Here is a 21,298-nt window from a genome sequence, read left to right as displayed (position 1 = left end):
ACGGTGCACAAAACCCATGTATTTAGTGTATATTAGATGTTGACAAACGAATCAAATGTAACTATTATAGTTACAACGGTGGTGAAAAAACATGATTAACAGCCGTCTTGCTGTTGCCATTCATATTTTATCCCTCATCTCGATGGATGAAAAAACATCTTCAGAAATCATTGCTGACAGTGTCAACACGAATCCGGTAGTTGTGCGAAGAATGATCAGCCTGCTGAAAAAAGCTGATATTCTCACATCACGCGCCGGGGTGCCGGGTGCAAGCCTCAAAAAAGATCCTGCTGATATTTCTCTTTTAGAAGTGTACCGGGCTGTCCAAAAGCAAGAAGAACTCTTTGCGGTTCATGAAAACCCGAATCCGAAATGTCCGGTAGGGAAAAAAATTCAGAACGCTCTGGATGAAACGTTTGAAAGTGTGCAAAGAGCGATGGAAAATGAACTGGCGAGCAAGTCATTAAAAGATGTTATGAATCATCTCTTTTAATCAAAAGGGATGACTTCTCACCGCTAACATGTAACTAAAATTGTTACAAATAAGGAGGAAATGAAAAATGAAAATTGGTATTATAGGCGCAAGCGGGAAAGCGGGAAACGAGATTTTGAAAGAAGCGAAAAAAAGAGGCCATGAAGTGACAGCCATCGTCAGAAACGCTTCAAAAGTGCAGGAGCAAGACGTAGCGATTTTGGAAAAAGATGTGTTTGAACTGACTGCGGAAGACATCAAGCCTTTCGACGCGGTCGTAAACGCTTTTGGAGCAGCACCCGGCCAAGAACATCTTCATGTTGAAGCAGGAAGAGCACTCATCAGCATTTTAAAGGACGCGAAGCACACAAGATTGCTTGTTGTTGGCGGAGCGGGAAGCCTGTTTGTTGATGAAGCCAAAACAACCCGTTTAATGGATACGCCGGAATTTCCGAAAGAATATTTGCCAACCGCATCAAATCAAGGCGAGAACCTGAAAGATTTGCAGCAGACAGACTCCATTTCCTGGACGTTCCTCAGTCCTGCGGCATTTTTTGATCCAGCAGGAAAACGGACTGGCTCTTACCAAAAAGGAAAAGACAATGTCATCGTAAATGCAAAAGGCGACAGCTATATCAGCTATGCAGATTATGCCATTGCCGTGTTGGACGAGCTTGAACATCCCGAACACAAAAATGAACGCTTCACAGTGGTAAGCGAAGCGGAATAATAAAAAACCCGGAGCCAGCTCCGGGTTTTTCTCATTAATAAGTGCTGTACGTATCGCTGAAAAGGCCGTCAGCAATCCCAAGCATTAAAAAGATGAAGAAGGCGATAATCGCAAGAATGGATACAGCAATGCTTACGATCAAATAAATCCCTTGCATCTTTACGAATTTCGCGTAATTCTCCAGCATTAAGTCTTCAGACTGTCCGCTATTGTGTTCAGCCATTTGGCCTGCTTCCCTAGCTGACCTCATCAAAAAGATACCGGAAATAATTTGCAGTACGCCTGGCACGGCACCGATTAGAAAAAAGAACGCGCCTGAAAGCGCGGTAATTGCGCCCATAATAATAAATAAAATGCCTGTAGCTTTTCCCCATTTCGAAATGCTGATGAGGGTTTTGTTCATTGTTTCAGGATTCATGTATACTGGCTCCCCTTTACAAAAAAATACTCACTTTTCTTTTATACACTATTTGTGAGAAGTTTTGTATATGGAAAATAACATTTTGGGGATTGACCCTAACGTTTCGTGATTGTTTACGATAAAAAAGAGGAGGTGTTATGTATGAAATATCAAGTTAAACAAGTGGCGGAGATATCAGGTGTTAGCATTCGGACGCTTCATCACTATGACAATATTGAGCTTCTGAATCCTTCAGCGCTTACTGATGCTGGGTATCGTTTGTACAGTGACGCAGACCTGGAAAGACTGCAGCAGATTTTATTTTTCAAGGAAATCGGGTTTCGTTTGGATGAAATTAAAGAGATGCTGGATCATCCGAATTTTGACCGGAAAGCGGCACTTCAGTCGCAAAAGGAGATATTGAAGAAGAAAAAACGAAGAATGGATGAGATGATTCAAACAATTGACAGGACGCTTTTGTCCGTTGATGGAGGGGAAACGATGAATAAGAGGGATTTATTTGCCGGATTAAGCATGAAAGACATTGAAGAGCACCAGCAGACATACGCTGATGAAGTCAGAAAGCTGTATGGAAAGGAAATCGCAGAAGAAACAGAGAAAAGGACATCTGCATACTCGGCAGATGATTGGCGCACGATCATGGCTGAATTTGATTCGATTTACAGACGAATTGCGGCGCGAATGAAGCATGGGCCCGATGATGCAGAGGTTCAGGCCGCAGTGGGGGCATTTCGCGATCATATTTGCCAATATCATTACGATTGCACACTCGACATTTTCAGAGGACTCGGGGAAGTGTATATCACTGACGAGCGATTTACCGATTCAATCAATCAATATGGAGAAGGTCTTGCCGCTTTTTTGCGGGAGGCGATCATCATTTACTGTGACCATCAGAAAAACCCCCGGCCGTAAAGGCCGGGGGTTTTCGCATCTTATAAGATCGGCGACAACAGCCGCGAGACGGATTCTTTTATTCGAATCCACAACGGGCGCTGCAGATACTCCTCATAGGTGAATTTTCTGGATACTAGCAAATCTTCTTTAAAAGTTGAAACCAGTTTTTTAGCAATGGTGATATCGTATATAAATGCATTAACCTCAAAATTCAGCCTGAAGCTTCGGACATCAATGTTCGCTGTGCCGACTGAAGCGATTTCGTCATCCACCACGATGGTTTTCGCGTGAATAAAGCCGTTATCGTAAATATAGACAGTGGCTCCGGCTTTCAGCAGATCGCCGATATACGAAAGTGTTGCCCAGTATACAAAGGCATGATCGGGCTTGTTCGGAATCATAATGTTAACGTCAATGCCCGAAAGGCAAGCGATCCTTAAAGCATCCAGCAGGCTTGCATCTGGGATAAAATAAGGTGTTTGTATCAAAATGGAACGCTTGGCGTTCGAAATCATTTTGATGTAGCCATTTTTAATTTGTTCCCATTCCGAATCAGGGCCGCTTGTGACAATCTGCATCCCGACGTTGCCTTTTGGGCCGTAATCAGGAAAGTGATTTGGAATATATGTCAGCGTATGGTGATGAGAAGCTTGGTTCCAGTCAAGGATGAACCGTGTTTGGATGGCGTGTACGGCCGTTCCTTGCAGCCGGATATGCGTATCCCGCCAATAACCGAATTTCGGATTAAGCCCTAGATACTCATCTCCGACGTTAAAGCCTCCGACATAACCGGTCATACCGTCTATGATCACAAGCTTTCGATGGTTCCGGTAATTCAGCCGCAGGTTAATCGGCCTGAGCTTTGACGGGAAAAAGACCTCTACATGCCCGCCAGCCTCGCGAAGCTCTTTAAAAAACTTTTTTCTCAGCGTTCTGGACCCGAGTTCATCATAAAGCACTCTGACCTGAACACCTTCTTTCGCCTTTTGGATGAGAGCGTCCCGCAATTTTTTGCCTAATTCATCGCCTTTATAAATATAATACTGTAAATGGATATGATCCTTAGCCTTTGAAATGTCACTCAGCAGCCGCTGAAATTTATCCCGTCCATCTGTAATGACGTCAACTGAATTATCCTCTGTAAACACAGCATGGTTATTCATAATCAGCATATAAATTAAATCTTTGTTATCAAAGGTTGCCCGGTTGTTAAACTGAAATTGCTTGGTTTCTAAATCTTCAAGCTGATGCTTCAGCAGCCTTTCAATTCCAATCTTTTTCCGGTCTTCCCATTGAAACAAATGCTTGCGTCTGAGATTATGGCCGAATAATAAGTATAAAATAAAGCCTAAAACGGGAATAAAGAAAAGAACAAGCAGCCACGCCCAAGATGCACTGGCATCGCGCCGTTCTTTGAAGATGACAATGATGGCCAAAAGAATATTTAAAATGAAAAAAAGTGATAAAAGGATGGAAGAAATACTCACTTTGTAACCCCGCTCATTCATATTTATCAAGAAGATTGCCATTAGTATTCCATGAATAACAGTGATCTGATTCCCATTACAAATTATAACACTCACATTTTAAAAGAATAAAGAGCGGCGATCCAGATTCTTCGTGAAAAATACGGGCAGATTTCTTTAAAACCAGCTTGCACCTGCGTTAAAATAAACACATATGTAACGTTCGTGAAGCTTGAAACATCAAATAAAGGGGGAGGATTATATGAACTTTTACAGAGTCGAACAAATGCCGGGGTTCATCAAAACAGAAATGCAAAAAATTCAAAAGGCCGTACAGCCTTTCATGAAAAAAACCGTCATTTACCGTTTTCTTGCTATTCCGCTTGCTGCATTCTCTCTCTTTAATTTAGCTGCTTTTCTATTTCATGCTTCAGCTGACAGGGAGTCCCTGATCAGCGCAGGCATATTCGCCATTTTGGCGGCGCTCGGGCTCGCATTTTTTAAAGAGGCAGGCTATCAGCATAAACAAATCCAAAAAACGGTTCACATCTATATGCTGAACAGGATCAAAAAGAGCGAAATCCTTTCAGAAGAGCGGAAAAGCTCCTACGCACGACAAATAAAGGAAGAGCCTTTTGCGATGCGGAGTTTTGTTGAATTTTTGACTGAGGAAGACAGACGCAAAAAAATGTATTAAAGAAGAGATGCACCCGGATTTCTGGGATTTTCCAGACGATCCGGGTGTGTTTTTTTGCATGCAGACACCCGAAATAAAAAGTGCGGTTTCGGATTGATTCCGACTTCATCCGTTTTTTGGATATTCATTTCTGGGTAACAGCGTTGCTTTGTTGATTTCCACTACTAGAGATGTCTATTGTATGCTTGCTTCAGGATTTGGTGTTTACGCCGGCCTGCTTTGAATAGTCAAATAAAATAGGCATGGTTCCGTTTATATGGAACTCATGCCCTGTCCTGTCTCATCATTATTCAAACACCGGATCATCCTCATAATAATAGGAATCCGGATCTTCATACGTATCGGTGTTTTCATAAGCGGCTATGCCGATAATCACCAGCAAGAAAATGGCCAAAATGATGCCAATCAGGCCCATGGCGATACTGGATGCTGCGTAAAACAGCTGCATTTTAATAAACGTTCCATAGTTCTCAAGCATGCTTTCACCCGCGGCGCCGGTAAGAGTTCCGTCGGCTTCCGCGGCTGCTTTTGCTGAGCGCATCAAAAATACGCCTGAAATAATGAGCAGTACGCCCGGGATGGCGCCAATCACTGTCATCAAGGCGGTCAGAGTGACCAGCGATCCCATAATGATTAACAAGATGCCAGAAATTTTGCCCCACTTGGCAATGTCGGATAGCGACTTGACAGCGGAGGCGCTCAGCTGGCGGGTCTCCTGTTCAACAGGTGCAGTCTCCTCTTCAACGAGGCTATTTTCTTCATTATGATTTTCAATTTCGTTTTCATCTTTATCCAGACTAATCATGAAAGCTCTCTCCCTAAAATTTTTAAATCGTATCTTTTTCCGTCCATTTCGGCGATGCCGGGGAATAGTCCCCATTCTGCAAACCCGTGCTTTTCAAACAGCTTCAGGCTTGGTTTATTATGCCCGAAAATGAAGGCCATAAGTGAGCGGATGCCAAGATCCGGCGCAATGCGGAGCGCTTCCTGAAGCAAATATGATCCAACGCCTTTGCCGCGGCATGCTTCGTCAATGTATATGCTGACCTCCGCTGTTTTATTATAGGCTGGCCTTCCATAAAATGTTTCAAAGCTGATCCAGGCAGCGACGTTTCCGTTTTCGTCCTCGGCCACATAGAGCGGGCGTGCCTCTGTATGTCCCAAAAACCATTCCATCCGGTCTTCAGGAGTTACCGGTTCGGTATCGGCTGTTACCATTCGAGAAGCAATCGTTGAATTATAAATCGCAACAACAGCCTCCAAGTCTTTATGTTCAGCAAGGCGCAATGTCATGTTCATACGTTTTTGGCACTCCTCTCAAAAAAATGACATATTTTCGTAACAGTCTGCGCAAACTACATCTAAAAAAGTTTTTTGGATAGGTGTATATATTTTCAGAAAAGTGTTCAGAATGTTGCTGAGGTGATGAAACAATGAGAGAGGAAGAAAAGAAAACTTCTCAAGTCAAAAAACTTCAGCAGTTTTTTCGTAAACGCTGGGTGTTCCCTGCAATTTACTTAGTCAGTGCGGCCGTCATTTTAACAGCTGTCCTTTGGTATCAATCAGTATCAAATGATGAGGTAAAGGATCAGTTAGCTGATAACGGCGGAAACTCCGCATATGACAACAACGACGATGCAGTTGAAGTAGGAAAGTCAATGGAAAATGTCGCAATGCCGGTTGTTGATTCTGAAAACGTTTCTGTTGTGAAAAAGTTCTATGAAACCGATGCCGCAAAAGAAGAGAAAGAAGCAGCACTCGTTACCTATAATAACACGTACAGCCTAAGCAAAGGAATTGACTTAGCTGAGAAAGACGGAAAAGATTTCGATGTCTCTGCTTCTCTGAGCGGTACGGTTGTTAAAGCTGAAAAAGATCCAGTGCTGGGATATGTTGTGGAAGTAGAACATGCCGACGGTTTATCGACTGTGTATCAATCTCTTTCCGAAGTAAGCGTTGAGCAAGGTGACAAAGTAAAACAAAATCAAGTGATCGGAAAATCTGGCAAGAACCTTTACAGTGAAGACAGCGGAAACCACGTGCACTTTGAAATCCGTAAAGATGGGGTCGCAATGAATCCGTTAAACTTTATGGACAAACCAGTTTCTTCTATTGAAAAAGCAGCAGCTGCTGAAGAAAAAGCTGCCACCCAAGAAACAGAAGAATCCATTCAGCAATCTTCCGAGAAAAAGGACGGATCAACTGAAAAAGGAACAGAAGAAAAATCCGGTGAGAAAAAGGATGATTCAACTGACAAATCTGGTTCCAAAGAAAGCAGCACAACAGAAGACACTGAACAGTCTTAATGAAGAAAACGTCTATCCTTGTGATGGGCGTTTTTTTCTGTTACTTTTTGCTTTGTTTTACCGTCTATGTAGTTACATGTAAACACGTACGTTATAAAGGAGGTTATGTCATGAACCGCCTATTGCTCGCAGGCTGGATCTTTTTTATCCTGCTTTCTGTCTGTACGGAAAGCTTCAGCGGCATGGTCGTATCGCAAACGGTGGCTTTTCATTTTCAGCCGTACCCTGATCTGTCTCAATTTTTAGTTATGGATTTTACTGAGCTTACTGTCCCTGAAGCGTTTATTCAAAAAATCGGACATGCGTTTTCCTTCTTTGTGCTGACATATTTGCTGTGGAAACAGCGGGGCAGCATAAGATCAGCTTCAGCCGGCTCATTTGCGTTTGCTTTTTTTACAGAAGTTCTTCAGCTCTTCTTCAGCAGGAACGGTTGTATTCGGGATGTGCTTATCGATGCTGTTGGTATTGGATTGTTTTATGGTTTATATGTGTTGGCGAAGCGAAGAAAACAAGAGATGTATGAGAAATATTAAAGCCGGCTGTCTTGGTTAAAGACGCCGGCTTTTGTCTTTCTTAGAAATTTTGATCGGTTGGTTTTTTCGTCAGTTTATTGATAATAGCTTCATAGATCCTCACGACCAAATCGACGAACGGGCGAAGCAGATCTGAAAATCTAAAGAAAAGGAACCCGATAATGATGGCGACAACGAGGCTGCCCAATACATCTACCGGATAGTGATGTCCCACCCAAATTCTCGAAAAGCCTGTCAAAAGCCCAAAAATGACAAGCGGCCAGCCGATTTTGCGGTTTCTGAAAAGCATCGCAATAGAAATCGCTAATGCACCTGTCGTGTGGTCACTTGGAAATGAAGCATCCGCAGCATGCGGAATCAGTGTATGCACTGTATGCGCAACGAACGGGCGCGGTTCGAAATAAACAAGCGTAATCAAATAGTTGATCACAAGGCCTGCAATTCCTGTGATGCCTGCGTATAGCACATGTTTTCTGCTTTGTGTGTTCCCAAACAGCCAGATTGCCAATAGGATAAGGGCATAGGCGACAATGGCATATTCCGTGATGAAGACCATAATGGAATCGAGAACCGAATTGTGATGAGATAGTCCATGGATTGCTTTAAAAATTTCGTAGTTCAAATAATCACCTTTTACATTTTTATATTTAGTAGACTAATCTTACTCATGAAAAGTTTCAAATAAAAATAGAGATTGTCTGAAATAACGGCACTTGAAGAGAATTCGAAGAGGAATCGCGGTTTCTGGGGGGATTCTGTGCACAAAAAAAGAGATCCGGAGTGTCCGAATCTCGTACCGATATTAAAGTGCTTCAGGTCCTTCTTCGCCTGTGCGGATGTTGATCGTATTGCTGATTTCATAGACAAATATTTTACCGTCACCCGGTGATCCCGTTTTCAGCACCCTTTTAGCGGTCTCAGTTACTTGATCAACAGGAACCTTGCTGACCACAATTTCTATTTTTAAACGCTCGTATACATTGCTTTCTATTTTTACCCCTCGATAGAGCTCCGTATGTGCTTTTTGAAGGCCGCAGCCGTGTACATTGGAGAAAGTCAGAGAGGTCACTCCGATTTTTCCGAGTTCCTGCTTCAGCTTTTCAAAATTTGCCGGACGCGTTACAATTTCTACCTTGAACATTTGACCGCTCATAGCGTCACTCCTCACATAGAATCTTGATATGCTTTTTCCCCGTGCATCGTTAAGTCAAGCCCAAGTGACTCTTCTTCTTCGGTTGCGCGAAGGGGAAGGAAGAGGCTTACAATTTTAATAATAACGAAAGTGACAATAAATACAAAAACATAAGTGGCGGCGATGGCGACGATTTGTTTCCAGATTAAGCTTGCATCACCGTAAAATAACCCATCTGCGCCCGCTGAGTTAACAGAGGTTGTTGCGAATAATCCTGTTGCGATTCCGCCCCATGTGCCGCCGATCCCGTGCAGGCCAAAGGCGTCAAGCGCGTCGTCGTATCCGAATTTCTTTTTAAGCGAGAATACTCCCCAGAAACAAACAGCTCCGCCGATGATGCCGATAATAATAGAAGCGAACGGTGTGACAAATCCGGCAGCCGGCGTAATTGCGACAAGTCCGGCGATTGCGCCAGATACCGCTCCGAGCATTGTCGGTTTTTTGTTAATGATCCATTCTACTAAGATCCAGCCGGCGATCCCGGCTGCAGCCGCGGTGTTTGTGTTGATGAACGCGTACATGGCTACACCATCTAAAGTCAAAGCGCTGCCGACGTTAAAGCCGAACCAGCCGAACCAAATCAAAGCTCCTCCTAAGAAGGTGTAAATGAGGTTATGCGGAGAAGACGCTGTGCCGTCTTTCCGTTTGCCTAGCACAATGGCAAGAACAAGTCCTGCCACACCGGAGGAAATATGAACAACATTGCCGCCGGCGAAATCGAGCGCTCCAAGCTGGCCGATCCAGCCGCCGCCCCATACCCAGTGCGCTACGGGTGTGTAAACCAAAGAGGCCCATAAAACCGAGAATAAAAGAAAAGCGCCGAATCGCATCCGCTCTGCGAAAGCCCCGGAAATAATCGCTGTAGTCAGAACGGCGAACGTCATTTGGAACATCATAAATAACGAGTGGGGAATGGTATCGCTGTAATCTCCCGGATCAAATCCGACCCCTTTGAGGCCTGCCCACTCCAGCCCGCCGATGATTGAATTGCCTGGTGCGAAGGCAAGTGTATATCCGAACAGCACCCAAACGATGGAAACGATGGCAATGGAAGAGAAACTGTGCATGGCAGTGCTCAGCACATTTTTGCTCTTTACCATTCCTCCATAAAATAACGCTAATCCCGGGGTCATCAGCCACACGAGTAAAGCGCAAAAGAACATAAAAACTGTATCGCCCATTTGCATGTCTCATTCCTCCGTATCTTTCAGAATAAAAAGCAATTATTATATTTCTTCATTATAGAGAAAAAAGAATGATAAAACATTTTAATGTAAGATTTCCTGACATGGTTTTTAAGGAATGTTATCGAGGGACGGAAAGGAAGGAGAATGGCATTTTTTTGCGATATAAGACTTTGTATCTATAAAAGAAGCTATTCATATGAGCTGAAAAGGGAATTGACATTAATTAGAATACTCTATACTGTATTAAGTGTACTATATCAAATAATACACTGAGGGGGATGTATGATGAATAAAGGCGGCAGGCTGAGGAAAGCGGTACGCAAGTCGATTCCCGCGACGTTCCGATTGTTTTTAGCCTTTAATTTTTTCGTGTACGGTCTGGCGAAAGTGGTAATTGGCCAGTTTGGCGAGGTGACGCCTGAAATCGAGGCGGCTGCCGGGAAGGGGTTTACGATCGCGTGGACATTTTTCGGTTATTCTCATGTCTATGAACTGTTTATAGGTTTTGGTGAAATCCTGGCAGCTGTTTTATTACTGATTCCGCGAACGGCTGCATTAGGGGCGGTTATTTTTATGCCCATTATTGTGAACATCGTCTTGATTAACTATTGTTTTGATATTGGCGTGCAGGATCTTAGCACGATATTAATGGTTATGTGTCTTATCCTGCTTTGGATGGACCGCCGCAAATTCATGGGCATTTTCAGGCAGGAACCGATAGACAGCAGGCAGGTGATGAAGCGATGACGCCCCTTATGATTACTGTGCTTGCCGGTTTGTTCGTATGCACAACCTGTTACTACTACATAAAAGAAAAATCATGAGAAAACGCTCCTTCTGAGAATTTCACAAGCATCATAAAAGAACTTAGGCAGTGTGAAGAGTAAAATATGCAATGTGAGAAACACTAACAGTATCAGGAGGAGACGTATGATGAATACACTCAACATTGATTTTCAAAAAACAGCATTGGTTATCATTGATTTACAAAAGGGAATTGTGCCGATTGATCAAAGCGGCCAGGTTGTCCCGAACGCGAAAAAGCTCGTAGATGAATTTCGGAAACATAACGGGTTCATCAGCTTTGTAAATGTAGCCTTTCATGATGGAGCGGACGCCCTGAAGCCGCAAACGGATGAGCCTGCGCAGAGAGGTTCAGGGAAAATGCCGGCGGACTGGGCCGAATTTGTTCCGGAAATCGGTGTGCAGGATGGCGATTATACTGTGACAAAACGGCAATGGGGTGCTTTTTTTGGCACAGATTTAGACTTGCAGCTCAGACGCCGCGGCATTGATACGATTGTATTGTGCGGCATCGCAACGAATATCGGGGTGGAAAGCACAGCACGGGAGGCATTTCAGCTTGGCTATCAGCAGATTTTTATTACAGATGCCATGTCCACATTTAGCGATGAAGAGCATGAAGCCACACTGCGCTTTATTTTCCCGAGAATCGGTAAATCGCGAACGACGGAAGAGTTTCTGGAACAAGTGAAATGATGTTGTCGAAAAAAAGCCGGGCTGTTTTTTTAACAGCGGTGGCTTCGGGAACAATGCTGAATCCGCTGAACTCGTCTATGATCTCTCTTGCGCTCCATAGCATCCAGCATGAGTTTCACCTCTCGTTTACAACGGTTTCCTGGCTGATTTCCTCGTTTTACTTGGCGAGTGCCGTAGCACAGCCGGTTACGGGAAAGCTCGGTGATTTGATTGGGCGGAAACGCTTGTTTTTATTCGGGCTTATTCTTGTTGCGGTTTCTGCCATCGGGGCGCCGTTTGCGCCGACGTTTATGACATTATTGGTCATGCGGCTGTTTCAATCGGTGGGGAGCAGCGCGATTTATCCGTCAGGTGTCGGCTTGATTCGGAATCATATTCATGAGCGCCAAGCTTCAGCCTTGGCTGTACTCTCTATTTTTGCGTCCGCCATGACGGCGCTGGGGCCGACAGTCGGCGGTTTTTTGATTGTATGGGGAGGCTGGCCGGCGATCTTTATCGTTAATTTGCCGTTTATTATCCTCAGCTTCTTATTGGGCCTGTATATGTTCCCGAAAGATCAGAAAAAAGGGGCAGGAATCAAAACCATTATTCAGCAGCTCGACATTCTTGGAATTGTTTTATTTGCCGGGGGAATCATTTTCCTTCTATCCTTTTTGCTGTCGTTCAGCACGTCGCCGCATGCGGTTGAAGGTGTGCTTGGCTTGCTTCTGCTCTGTGCGTTTGTCTGGCGCGAGCTGAAAACGGATAAGCCGTTTATTGATGTCCGTCTGTTTCAAACACAGCGAAACCTGTCAGCCGTGTATGTTCAGTTTATTTTATTGAATGTTTTCTTCTATTGTTTATTTTTTGGTCTGCCAAGTTACTTTCAGGATGAAATGCATCTTTCTGTTCAAACGAGCGGCCTGTTTATGCTGTTTATGTCTGGAATGAGCATCGTTGTGTCACCTTTAACTGGCAAATGGATCGACCGATCTGGTGTCGTCAAGCCGATCTTTGCGGGAGCGCTTTTGATGACGGCTGGAGCCGTGCTCTTAACCATCTTTTTTATCAATGTCGAGACCATTGGGAAAGGCCTCATTCTATCGCTCTTGGGTATAGGCTACGGACTGGGAAATGTCGCGCTTCAGGCAGCGATGCTGAAAACGAGTCCTTCCAACATGGTAGGAACGACTTCAGGCCTGTTTCAAACCTGCCGTTACCTAGGGTCGATTTTGTCTTCGGTGATCCTTGGCATTCTTTTTGGTAAAGAAATCACGGCAGCCCATTTTGATATGATGGGAATCATTATGATCATAGCGGGCGGAGCAAGCCTGTTAATGGCTGTGAGATTTGCTGCATTAATGAAAACTGCATCTTAAGAAAGAGACGGGCTCTGAGGTCTGTCTCTTTTTCTTGTTTAAGCTGTTCAAATACAAACGGGAAAATTGTATATCATAGCCAGTGTTATTGTCTGACTCTTCAGTTATATTAAGTGACATCTAATGTCAAAAAACATAACGTGATGACATATAGACAATATGGAAAGGGGAGCCGGCTATGAAATTAAAAGAGAGTCAGCAGCAATCCAACAGGCTGAGCAATGAAGATCTGGTGCCTTTGGGACAGGAAAAACGGACGTGGAAAGCAATGAACTTTGCCTCCATTTGGATGGGATGTATACATAACATACCGACCTACGCGACCGTGGGAGGATTAATTGCGATCGGCCTTTCGCCTTGGCAGGTGCTGGCGATCATTATTACGGCATCACTTATCCTATTTGGCGCTCTTGCCTTAAACGGCCATGCGGGGACAAAATACGGGCTGCCGTTTCCCGTGATCATTCGGGCTTCTTACGGGATATACGGCGCGAATATCCCCGCGCTTCTAAGGGCGTTTACAGCGATCATGTGGCTTGGCATCCAGACCTTTGCGGGCAGCACGGCACTGAACATTTTGCTTTTGAATATGTGGCCAGGCTGGGGAGAAATTGGCGGCGAGTGGAACATTCTCGGCATTCACTTGTCCGGTTTGCTTTCCTTTGTATTCTTTTGGGCCATTCATTTACTCGTATTGCATCACGGCATGGAGTCGATTAAACGTTTTGAGGTGTGGGCAGGGCCTTTAGTATATCTGGTATTTGGCGGCATGGTATGGTGGGCCGTTGATATTGCCGGAGGATTGGGCCCGATATACTCTCAGCCAGGAAAGTTTCATACGTTTTCAGAAACATTCTGGCCGTTTGCTGCCGGAGTTACTGGCATCATTGGCATCTGGGCGACATTGATCTTAAATATACCTGATTTTACACGGTTTGCTGAAACACAAAAAGAGCAAATCAAAGGACAATTTTACGGCTTGCCGGGAACGTTTGCGCTTTTCGCATTCGCAAGTATTACGGTGACCTCCGGCTCGCAGGTCGCGTTCGGAGAGCCGATTTGGGATGTTGTCGATATTTTGGCGCGGTTTGATAACCCTTATGTCATCGTCTTGTCCGTGATCACACTCTGCATCGCCACGATCTCTGTAAATGTCGCGGCGAACATCGTATCGCCCGCTTATGATATAGCGAATGCCCTGCCGAAATATATCAATTTCAAACGTGGCAGCTTTATCACAGCGTTGCTCGCTTTATTTACGGTTCCATGGAAGCTGATGGAGAGCGCGACAAGCGTGTATGCGTTTCTTGGCTTAATAGGCGGCATGCTTGGACCGGTGGCAGGCGTGATGATGGCCGACTATTTTATCATTCGCAAACGTGAGCTCTCGGTAGATGACCTGTATTCCGAAACAGGACGGTATGTGTATTGGAAGGGCTACAATTACCGTGCGTTTGCAGCCACAATGTTAGGAGCGCTGATTTCGCTGATTGGCATGTATGTTCCTGTATTGAAGAGCTTATACGATATTTCTTGGTTTGTAGGTGTGCTGATTTCCTTTCTTTTCTATATTGTTCTGATGCGTGTTCACCCGCCTGCATCATTGGCAATTGAAACGGTTGAACCTGCGCAGGTCCGCCAGGCAGAATAAGATCTATTTAGATGGTATATTTTCATATTTTTGAATGGTTTTCCATAAATAGAACATTTATAATTGTTTTAGAAATCTATTCTAAAACGAAATGGGAATCGAAAATGAGAAAATGGTATTTTATTCTTTTGGCGGGTGTTTTAACGTCTGTCATCCTCGCTTTCGTTTATGATAAGACAAAAGCGAATGAGGAAGGATCTAGGGATTATCTGTATGTTTCGCCAAATGGCAGTGATCAAAATGAAGGAACAAAAGAAAAGCCGTTTCGTACATTGGCACACGCATCTGAGAAGGCTGCTGCCGGCACAACGGTCATGATTCGGAAGGGCACGTATCATGAAATCCTTGATGTAAAGCACAGCGGTACGGACGGAAAGCCTGTCACATTCCGAAACTATGAAAATGAAAACGTCGTGATTAGCGGTGAATCCGTTGCGAACGCTGAATATGAAACACCGCTTATTCGTATTCACGATAAACATGACATTGCCATCAGCGGTTTAACAATTCAAGATCTTTCTGTTTCATCTGAGGAAGCAACTGCTATAGGGATTTATGTATCAGGGTCCAGCAGTCATATCGCCATTAAGGATAATCACATCCGGGGTATTAAGACAACTGCGGGTGAAGGAAATGCTCACGGAATCGCAGTTTATGGGACTGGCAGCATGAAAGACATCCAAATCGAGGACAATACAGTTGAGAAACTGACGCTTGGAGCGAGTGAAGCAGTTGTGCTGAACGGTAATATCGACGGCTTCACAGTTGCAGGCAATGTGGTCCGCAACAATAACAACATCGGGATCGATCTAATTGGTTATGAGGGAACCGCGGATAAAAACGATTACGTGCGAAACGGAATCGTAGAAAACAATACAGTTTATCAAAACTCGACTTACGGCAATCCTGCTTATGGAGATGAATACTCAGCGGGCGGGATTTATGTCGATGGAGGACACAAGATCGAAATTAAGAACAACACAGTTTACGATAACGATATTGGGATTGAAGCAACGTCTGAACACAAAGGAAAGTATGCAAATGCCATTCAGATCACTGACAACAAAGTGTACAACAATGCGTACACCGGTATTTCAATCGGAGGATATGACAAAAAGCGGGGCGGCACCAGCAATTCTCTGATTGCCCGCAATATTATGTACCGGAATGACACAAAGGGACTGTACGGCGGACAGCTGCTGCTGCAGTACGATACGAAAAACAACACAATTGAAAAGAATATATTGACGGCCGGTGATTCCAGATTATTTATCGGAAACGATTTTACAGAAAATGAAGGAAATACGGTCAATCATAACGTGTACCACAAGGAAGCGGATCAAGACGGCATATGGATGTGGAAAAAGAAAGAATATGATTCATTTTCGTCGTATCGAAAAGCAACAAAAAACGATCAGCAATCCATTTATGCCGACCCGATGTTTCGTGATGAAGCGTCCTATGATTTTTCGTTAGATCCTGATTCACCTGCGCGGAAAGTCATTGAATAATATGCCATAAGCGGCGTTCTCTAAGAGAGCGCCGTCAGATTGTAGAGAAACTCATGTTTTTCTACAATTTTTTTATTTTTAGCTCATGTATGATGAATGAACTTTTTCATGTTCTGACATGCAGATGGGAGAAGAACTTGCCACTTACGTTTTGTTTTCCCCTCAATCGGCCGTAGCGAAACCCATGCTGCAAAGCTGCGCTCTTGTCGAGATGTTCTCTCAGTCTGAGGGGCTAAAAGCCCCCGTTGTCTTATCTACTTGCACTTTCATAATATGCATAATTTCCAGCTTTGCCTTTAAAGTAAAATGTAGTACCAAAACGATCAAAACTATTTGCAAAAGCGCCATTATCTGAATACATACATAATCTATTACTTGCGCCTTTGAATGGAGTTATAGAACAATCTACAATTGAAGTAGCCTTCGTACGCATATCCCCATCCGTTGAATCATTTATAGCAAGAGCTTGTCCAGAAACAGGTAAAAGCAATCCTAAAGATAAAGCAACTCCAGTAATTGTCCTTCTCAATTTCATGTGAATCATCTCCATTCCCAAATTTTGTAATACATCTTAATTATAAGAGGGATAACCCTCTATTTGAAGGGTCTTAAATACTATTTTGTAATAAAAAGGAATTTTAATAAATCAATACTCACCGTTTCACTTATTGATTCTATCACTTATAAAATAATTTACAGGATTTAGTTTGGTTTGAACGTAAAATCATATTGTCACGATTCTGAAATGAAGTGATACGAAGGAGTCAGAAGTGTTTTCTCTCAAAGTACATATGTTTCTAACAAGCTAATTTAGTGTTGAAGAATCTCAATTATTATGACATGAAAAAAGGGAGCACCATAGCTGCCTCAGGCTGGCGGCGTTCTCTAAGAGGGCGCCGTTTTTTATATGTAAAAAAGACTGCCGGGATTTCCCGGCAGTCTGACAAGTTATTCTGCAATAGACACTTTTCCTTCAGCCTCTGCAGGTTTTTTCTGGCTCCACGTGTAGAGGAGCAGGGCAATTAAAACGAACAGCCCCGCTGTTAAATAAATGGCAGAGAAGCCGGCAGATGCTACAAACAATCCGAATACATACGATCCTACAGCAATTCCGCTGTCAAAGAAGGTAAAGAACGTTGCCGTTGCAAAACCGGAGCGGTGAGCCGGAGATTTCTGAATCGCCAATGTTTGCATGCAAGGAACGATTGATCCGTAGCCAAGACCGATAACCGCCCCTGAAAGCAGAAGCATTAAGCCGCTATGTGTGAAGGACAGCATGCAGAGTCCAACAGAGAAAATCAGGATTGATGGGTAAATGACAATGCCCGGTCCGACTTTGTCGAACAATTTCCCTGTGAACGGGCGCGCAATCATCATTGTCACCGCAAAGCAAACAAAGAAATATCCGCTGATATCGGAAAGGTCAACTGATTTGGCGAATACAGACAGATATGATGTGACTGTTGAATAACAGAAAGAAATAAACAAACCGACCGTCGCAATTTTGAGTGCGCCCTTTTCAAACATATCCGAGAACGCAAAACGGAATACAGTCGTGCCGCTGTCCTTACTTTGCGGCACTTTTATCAAGAACGAAACAAGTAAGCCCGCAACCATAAACAGCGCAAAGGCTGTAAAGAATACAGGAAAGCTTACCACTCTCATCAAATTCAGGCCAAGGAAAGGCCCGATCGCCATAGCGAGGTTCATAGACATGGCAAAGTATCCAAGCCCTTCACCGCGCCGTTTGGCTGGAATAATATCAGCGGCAATTGCACCTGTAACAGTCGTTAAAATGCTGAACCAAATCCCTTGGAAGAACCGCAATCCGAGCAGCAGGGAAAAGTTATGAATCGGCATATACAGAAAAGATGATAGGGCGAAGAGCGCCATTGATACAATCGCCATTCTTTTCTTCCCGAAACGCTCAACGATGGCTCCGGAGAAAGGCCGTGTAATGATCGCAGACAGAAGGAACAGGCTGATTAAAAGCCCGCCTTGTGATTCTGTGCCGCCAAGCTCTTGCAGTGTATAGATCGGCAATACAGTTAAAAATGTATAAAAGAACACAAACACAAATAAATTGACAAGCAGGACCATAATAAAATCCTTGGTCCATATCGCATCCGCTTTTTTCAAATGTATGTCACTTCCTTATTTTCATTGTTGTAAAAACATGCGGAATAAATGAGAAAAAGCTTCTTTATCTTCATCCCGGAAATCTGCAAGCAGCTCTTCCTCGAATTTCAGCATTTTCACATTGATTTCTTCGTATTTTTTCTCGGCTTCTTTTGTGAGGACAACAAGTTTTTCCCGTTTGTCTTCACCTTGCCGTCTCTGAACCCAGCCGTTCTCCTCCAGGCGTTTGATCGTCCGAGTCACAGTCGGCGCTTCCACATTTAAATAGGACCAAATCTCTTTTTGAGTCATTGGTCCGATCGTACGCAAACAATATAAAACTGACCATTGAGATGAATAAAGGCCGAATGGCTCTAGCTGTTCATTGGCTTTCTTGGCAATCAGGCGGGCGCTTTGGTTGATTTGATGAATGAGGTGTCTGTTGACGTAGGACATGTCGGTCTCCTTCTAAAAAACTTACCTAAGTAACTAATTGCTTATTTCATTTTACAGGAGCGATCAATAGTTGTAAAGATGAAAATTTAGTGACGCGAAATAGTTTGCTGAATCTGAAAAAGTTCGTTTCACCCCTTGTCCTTATTGAGTTTTTAGCATATTCCCAAAAGAATGCTAATACACTGTTACAAACCTAACAAAGAGAGTGTTTGAGGTGAGGGATCGTGGGCATATTTCACAAACTTACTTTTAAAACCATACAACGAAGAAGCGGCATAATGAACGACTCTTTACAGAATACGGATCTCATTTCACACTTCTCACATCCATTTTAGGGAGGTCGAGTGGTGTGCACGATTACATCAAAGAGCGAACAATCAAGATAGGGAAGTACATCGTGGAGACAAAGAAAACCGTTCGTGTCATTGCGAAGGAATTTGGTGTTTCCAAAAGTACAGTACACAAGGATTTAACAGAGCGTCTGCCTGAAATTAACCCCGACTTGGCAAACGAAGTGAAAGAAATACTCGATTATCATAAATCCATCAGGCATTTAAGAGGAGGAGAAGCGACAAAGCTCAAATATAAAAAAGATGAAATTCTCGAAGGAGAGCCTGTTCAGCAATCGTAATCACCTGGCATTGCCTTCTTGAAATCGTTCATAAAACATCCGCAAAAATTTGTAAAGAACTTATTGTGCTTCCAACTTTTTTTCTATATTTTATGATAATATATATAATTAGGGCACAATGTGGATATTTACTGTGAAACAGATTTTCAAGGAGGATATAAATAGATGTTTGCAAGGGATATTGGTATTGACCTCGGTACTGCAAATGTACTGATCCATGTTAAAGGTAAAGGAATTGTTCTGAATGAACCTTCCGTTGTTGCACTTGATAAAAACAGCGGCAAAGTGCTGGCGGTTGGCGAAGAGGCAAGACGAATGGTTGGACGTACACCTGGGAATATTGTTGCGATTCGCCCGCTGAAAGACGGAGTTATTGCTGACTTTGAAGTAACAGAAGCAATGCTGAAACATTTTATTAACAAGCTGAATGTAAAAGGCCTGTTCTCAAAGCCGCGCATGCTCATTTGCTGCCCGACGAATATTACATCCGTTGAGCAAAAAGCAATCAAAGAAGCTGCAGAAAAAAGCGGCGGGAAACATGTGTACCTTGAAGAAGAACCTAAAGTTGCCGCTATCGGCGCGGGTATGGAAATATTCCAGCCAAGCGGTAACATGGTTGTAGACATCGGAGGCGGGACGACGGATATCGCGGTTATTTCAATGGGCGATATTGTCACCTCCTCTTCTATTAAAATGGCTGGGGACAAGTTTGACATGGAAATCTTAAATTATATCAAACGCGAGTACAAGCTGCTGATCGGCGAACGTACTGCGGAGGATATTAAGATTAAAGTCGCAACTGTTTTCCCAGACGCACGTCACGAGGAAATTTCCATTCGCGGACGGGACATGGTTTCCGGTCTTCCAAGAACAATTACAGTAAACAGTAAAGAAGTTGAAGAAGCCCTTCGTGAATCTGTCGCTGTTATTGTTCAGGCTGCGAAACAAGTGCTCGAAAGAACACCGCCTGAACTTTCTGCTGATATTATTGACCGCGGCGTTATTATTACCGGCGGAGGCGCGCTCTTAAACGGCCTTGACCAGCTGCTTGCTGAAGAGCTGAAGGTACCGGTCCTCGTTGCTGAAAATCCTATGGATTGCGTAGCCATCGGCACAGGTGTCATGCTTGATAATATGGACAAGCTTCCTAAACGCAAACTAAGCTGATTTCACAAACCTCATTCTGCAAAAAGAATGAGGTTTTTTTATGAAAAAGCCTTCACGAAAAGATGTTAAATGACGATAATAGGATAAAATACTGAGTTTTTATTATAGAACGAACGTTCCTATATGACAACTGGAAAAAATGCCATTTTTAGAGGTGGGAAATTTGTTAAAAGGATTATATACAGCAACATCCGCTATGATTGCCCAGCAGCGAAGAACGGAAATGCTTTCAAATAATATTGCTAACGCAAATACATCAGGATATAAAGCTGATCAAGGCTCGATGCGCGCGTTCCCTGAGATGCTGCTCAGCAGAATAGAATCAAAATCTCCGGCCGGGACATCGAGGACGGAAATCGGTTCCGTGAATACCGGAGTATATATGCAGGAGCTCAAGCCTCTCTTCACACAGGGAAGCCTGAAGTCCACAGATCAGCCTACAGACATTGCATTGATCGAAAATCAAGTTCCGATGAATGCAGAAACCAATGAAAAAGCTGCTCTTTTTTATCCGGTTCAAACAGCGGATGGAATCCGTTATTCAAAAAGCAGCACATTTTCACTAAATGAGAACAACCAGCTGACGATCAACGGACGCCCTATTTTATCGACGGATCGCCAGCCAATCACTGTTGATAATGAGGATTTTACTGTGTCTGAAAACGGTACTGTGACAACGAACGGACGCACAGCCGGCCAGATTGATGTCAGAATGGCGGAAGATGTCCGCACTCTCAAACGGGACGGAAATGATTTGTACAGCACGGCGGACGGTAATGATCTGCCAAGCGCAGCCGGAAACAATCAGGTATCCTATTCATTAAAACAAGGCGTCTCAGAGCTTTCAAACGTGGATGTGACAAGCGCCTATACAGAAATGACTGAAGCGTACAGATCGTTTGAGGCGAATCAGAAGGTTATTCAGGCTTACGATAAAAGTATGGATAAAGCAGCAAATGAAATCGGAAAAATTTAAGATAACGGAAGAAAAAACGGGGGATATCA

General features: G+C 43.6%; 26 protein-coding genes. 15 read left to right on the top strand and 11 right to left on the bottom strand.

What is annotated here, in order from left to right; all coding sequences use genetic code 11:
* Positions 1-91 precede the first annotated feature (91 nt).
* Both ACZ07B_RS15295 and ACZ07B_RS15290 read left to right on the top strand, forming a co-directional pair.
* Entirely contained in the window at positions 92-493 is a 402-nt protein-coding gene (locus tag ACZ07B_RS15295) for an Rrf2 family transcriptional regulator (protein WP_003227734.1), read from the top strand.
* Between the two features lie 67 nt (positions 494-560).
* A complete protein-coding gene (locus tag ACZ07B_RS15290) occupies positions 561-1,202 on the top strand; it encodes an NAD(P)-dependent oxidoreductase (protein WP_003227736.1) in 642 nt (213 codons plus the stop codon).
* A 34-nt stretch (positions 1,203-1,236) separates the two neighbouring features.
* Here ACZ07B_RS15290 and ACZ07B_RS15285 read toward each other — a convergent pair whose 3' ends face one another.
* Entirely contained in the window at positions 1,237-1,620 is a 384-nt protein-coding gene (locus ACZ07B_RS15285) for a DUF5362 family protein (protein ID WP_003227738.1), read from the bottom strand.
* 144 nt (positions 1,621-1,764) lie between these two features.
* Between ACZ07B_RS15285 and mta the strand changes: the two genes are divergently transcribed.
* Positions 1,765-2,538 (top strand): transcriptional activator Mta, encoded by a 774-nt coding sequence (mta, locus tag ACZ07B_RS15280; RefSeq protein ID WP_464877386.1) that lies wholly within the window; start codon positions 1,765-1,767, stop codon positions 2,536-2,538.
* Between the two features lie 20 nt (positions 2,539-2,558).
* On the opposite strand, the gene cls is transcribed toward mta, so the two are convergent.
* The gene (gene cls / locus ACZ07B_RS15275; RefSeq protein ID WP_003243311.1) at positions 2,559-4,007 is read right to left on the bottom strand and encodes a cardiolipin synthase; all 1,449 of its coding nucleotides are present in this window, start codon (positions 4,005-4,007) and stop codon (positions 2,559-2,561) included.
* 241 nt (positions 4,008-4,248) lie between these two features.
* Here cls and ACZ07B_RS15270 point away from each other — a divergent pair, with 241 nt between their 5' ends.
* On the top strand, positions 4,249-4,683 hold the full coding sequence (locus ACZ07B_RS15270) for a YwnF family protein (protein WP_015251026.1): 435 nt from the start codon (positions 4,249-4,251) through the stop codon (positions 4,681-4,683).
* Here ACZ07B_RS15270 and ACZ07B_RS15265 read toward each other — a convergent pair.
* The 3 genes from ACZ07B_RS15265 to ACZ07B_RS15255 all read right to left on the bottom strand — a co-directional run bounded on the left by ACZ07B_RS15265 (position 4,680) and on the right by ACZ07B_RS15255 (position 5,976).
* Positions 4,680-4,811 carry a hypothetical protein gene (locus ACZ07B_RS15265; protein ID WP_129092768.1) on the bottom strand — a complete coding sequence of 44 codons (132 nt, stop codon included), beginning with the start codon at positions 4,809-4,811 and terminating at the stop codon, positions 4,680-4,682. The genes ACZ07B_RS15270 and ACZ07B_RS15265 overlap by 4 nt on opposite strands.
* A gap of 158 nt (positions 4,812-4,969) precedes the next feature.
* The gene (locus ACZ07B_RS15260) at positions 4,970-5,488 is read right to left on the bottom strand and encodes a DUF5362 family protein (RefSeq protein ID WP_464877385.1); all 519 of its coding nucleotides are present in this window, start codon (positions 5,486-5,488) and stop codon (positions 4,970-4,972) included.
* Positions 5,485-5,976 (bottom strand): GNAT family N-acetyltransferase, encoded by a 492-nt coding sequence (locus tag ACZ07B_RS15255; RefSeq protein ID WP_072181891.1) that lies wholly within the window; start codon positions 5,974-5,976, stop codon positions 5,485-5,487. The genes ACZ07B_RS15260 and ACZ07B_RS15255 overlap by 4 nt, the downstream gene beginning before the upstream one ends.
* 140 nt (positions 5,977-6,116) lie before the next feature.
* On the opposite strand from ACZ07B_RS15255, the gene spoIIQ reads away from it, so the two are divergent.
* Positions 6,117-6,989: a stage II sporulation protein spoIIQ gene (gene spoIIQ, locus ACZ07B_RS15250; protein ID WP_014481160.1), complete on the top strand. Its 873-nt coding sequence runs from the start codon at positions 6,117-6,119 to the stop codon at positions 6,987-6,989.
* 110 nt (positions 6,990-7,099) lie between these two features.
* Positions 7,100-7,522: a VanZ family protein gene (locus ACZ07B_RS15245; RefSeq protein WP_017696032.1), complete on the top strand. Its 423-nt coding sequence runs from the start codon at positions 7,100-7,102 to the stop codon at positions 7,520-7,522.
* A gap of 40 nt (positions 7,523-7,562) precedes the next feature.
* Here the strand turns inward: ACZ07B_RS15245 and bcrC are convergent, their stop codons facing one another.
* From bcrC to amtB, 3 genes are all read right to left on the bottom strand, one after another.
* Positions 7,563-8,144 carry an undecaprenyl-diphosphate phosphatase BcrC gene (bcrC, locus tag ACZ07B_RS15240; protein WP_003243362.1) on the bottom strand — a complete coding sequence of 194 codons (582 nt, stop codon included), beginning with the start codon at positions 8,142-8,144 and terminating at the stop codon, positions 7,563-7,565.
* 180 nt (positions 8,145-8,324) lie between these two features.
* Positions 8,325-8,675 (bottom strand): P-II family nitrogen regulator, encoded by a 351-nt coding sequence (locus ACZ07B_RS15235; RefSeq protein WP_003221829.1) that lies wholly within the window; start codon positions 8,673-8,675, stop codon positions 8,325-8,327.
* Positions 8,676-8,686: 11 nt separating this feature from the next.
* Positions 8,687-9,901 (bottom strand): ammonium transporter AmtB, encoded by a 1,215-nt coding sequence (amtB, locus tag ACZ07B_RS15230; RefSeq protein ID WP_003227757.1) that lies wholly within the window; start codon positions 9,899-9,901, stop codon positions 8,687-8,689.
* A 282-nt stretch (positions 9,902-10,183) separates the two neighbouring features.
* Here amtB and ACZ07B_RS15225 point away from each other — a divergent pair, with 282 nt between their 5' ends.
* The 5 genes from ACZ07B_RS15225 to ACZ07B_RS15205 all read left to right on the top strand — a co-directional run bounded on the left by ACZ07B_RS15225 (position 10,184) and on the right by ACZ07B_RS15205 (position 15,921).
* On the top strand, positions 10,184-10,648 hold the full coding sequence (locus ACZ07B_RS15225; RefSeq protein ID WP_003244424.1) for a hypothetical protein: 465 nt from the start codon (positions 10,184-10,186) through the stop codon (positions 10,646-10,648).
* Between the two features lie 183 nt (positions 10,649-10,831).
* The gene (locus ACZ07B_RS15220) at positions 10,832-11,401 is read left to right on the top strand and encodes a hydrolase (RefSeq protein ID WP_464877384.1); all 570 of its coding nucleotides are present in this window, start codon (positions 10,832-10,834) and stop codon (positions 11,399-11,401) included.
* Positions 11,401-12,759, top strand: a complete 1,359-nt coding sequence (locus ACZ07B_RS15215; RefSeq protein ID WP_464877409.1) for an MFS transporter — start codon at positions 11,401-11,403, stop codon at positions 12,757-12,759. Before ACZ07B_RS15220 ends, ACZ07B_RS15215 begins: the two co-directional genes overlap by 1 nt.
* A 178-nt stretch (positions 12,760-12,937) precedes the next feature.
* The gene (pucI, locus tag ACZ07B_RS15210) at positions 12,938-14,410 is read left to right on the top strand and encodes an allantoin permease (RefSeq protein WP_033884927.1); all 1,473 of its coding nucleotides are present in this window, start codon (positions 12,938-12,940) and stop codon (positions 14,408-14,410) included.
* A 104-nt stretch (positions 14,411-14,514) separates the two neighbouring features.
* A complete protein-coding gene (locus ACZ07B_RS15205) occupies positions 14,515-15,921 on the top strand; it encodes a right-handed parallel beta-helix repeat-containing protein (protein ID WP_464877383.1) in 1,407 nt (468 codons plus the stop codon).
* Positions 15,922-16,171: 250 nt separating this feature from the next.
* On the opposite strand, the gene ACZ07B_RS15200 is transcribed toward ACZ07B_RS15205, so the two are convergent.
* From ACZ07B_RS15200 to ACZ07B_RS15190, 3 genes are all read right to left on the bottom strand, one after another.
* Positions 16,172-16,456 (bottom strand): LCI fold-containing protein, encoded by a 285-nt coding sequence (locus tag ACZ07B_RS15200; RefSeq protein ID WP_041521437.1) that lies wholly within the window; start codon positions 16,454-16,456, stop codon positions 16,172-16,174.
* 413 nt (positions 16,457-16,869) lie between these two features.
* On the bottom strand, positions 16,870-18,060 hold the full coding sequence (locus ACZ07B_RS15195; protein ID WP_003227769.1) for an MFS transporter: 1,191 nt from the start codon (positions 18,058-18,060) through the stop codon (positions 16,870-16,872).
* A 21-nt stretch (positions 18,061-18,081) separates the two neighbouring features.
* Positions 18,082-18,495, bottom strand: coding sequence for a MarR family winged helix-turn-helix transcriptional regulator (locus tag ACZ07B_RS15190; RefSeq protein WP_003227771.1), 414 nt, complete (start codon positions 18,493-18,495; stop codon positions 18,082-18,084).
* 224 nt (positions 18,496-18,719) lie between these two features.
* Between ACZ07B_RS15190 and ACZ07B_RS15185 the strand changes: the two genes are divergently transcribed.
* From ACZ07B_RS15185 to flhO, 4 genes are all read left to right on the top strand, one after another.
* Complete coding sequence (locus tag ACZ07B_RS15185; RefSeq protein ID WP_010886628.1) at positions 18,720-18,830, top strand: protein usd; 111 nt, start codon at positions 18,720-18,722, stop codon at positions 18,828-18,830.
* 14 nt (positions 18,831-18,844) lie between these two features.
* A complete protein-coding gene (gene spoIIID / locus ACZ07B_RS15180; protein WP_003221804.1) occupies positions 18,845-19,126 on the top strand; it encodes a sporulation transcriptional regulator SpoIIID in 282 nt (93 codons plus the stop codon).
* A gap of 165 nt (positions 19,127-19,291) precedes the next feature.
* Positions 19,292-20,293, top strand: a complete 1,002-nt coding sequence (gene mbl / locus ACZ07B_RS15175; RefSeq protein WP_003227776.1) for a cell shape-determining protein Mbl — start codon at positions 19,292-19,294, stop codon at positions 20,291-20,293.
* Between the two features lie 163 nt (positions 20,294-20,456).
* A complete protein-coding gene (flhO, locus tag ACZ07B_RS15170) occupies positions 20,457-21,269 on the top strand; it encodes a flagellar hook-basal body complex protein FlhO (RefSeq protein WP_464877382.1) in 813 nt (270 codons plus the stop codon).
* Positions 21,270-21,298 lie beyond the last annotated feature (29 nt).

This window comes from Bacillus sp. 9.4, assembly GCF_055486415.1.
Note: the sequence above shows the minus strand (reverse complement) of the source record. Positions and strands in the feature narration are given on the sequence as shown.